The 610-nt window shown below is 58.7% G+C and carries 1 protein-coding gene; it reads left to right on the forward strand.

Annotation, left to right across the window (positions count from 1 at the left end):
* Positions 1–83: 83 nt before the first annotated feature.
* The coding region (locus HP459_RS23285; RefSeq protein ID WP_171936964.1) for a CmpA/NrtA family ABC transporter substrate-binding protein at positions 84–610 on the forward strand (527 nt) is incomplete at its 3' end.

Genomic DNA, 610 nt, shown 5'->3' on the forward strand with positions numbered 1-610 from the left:
GTGCATACGTCTTCGGGATAAAGGCGTCCAGCGGTGCTTCAGCACCGTCGGGCGCTTTTTTTTGCCTTTTTTCAGGAGCAATTATGGCGGATTTGTCGAGACGGCGTTTATTGCAGGCCAGCATGCTGGCGAGTGGTGCGATGCTGTTGCCGGGTGTCATGCAGGCCGCATGGGCGGCGGGGTCAGATAAGCCGGAGCAGGATACCGTGCGTATCGGGTTTATCCCCCTGACCGATTGCGCGCCAGTGGTTATCGCGGCCCTGAAAGGGTTCGATAAAAAACACGGCATTACCATTGTACCTACTAAAGAGGCGAGCTGGGCGGCGGTGCGCGACAAGCTGGTGGCAGGGGAGCTGGACGCCGCACACATTCTTTACGGCCTGCTGTACGGACTGGAGCTGGGTATCGCGGGCAAGCCGCAGCAGATGGCGAACCTGATGACTCTCAACCAGAACGGTCAGGCCATTACGCTCTCCAGCGATCTGGCGGAGAAGGGCGTTCGTGATCTCGACGGGCTGAAAAAGCTGATTACACAGCAGGCACCGGGAACCTACACCTTCGCGCATACCTTCCCGACGGGGACACACGCTATGTGGCTCTACTACTGGCT

Source organism: Enterobacter sp. CM29 (assembly GCF_013179605.1).
Classification (GTDB): domain Bacteria; phylum Pseudomonadota; class Gammaproteobacteria; order Enterobacterales; family Enterobacteriaceae; genus Enterobacter; species Enterobacter intestinihominis.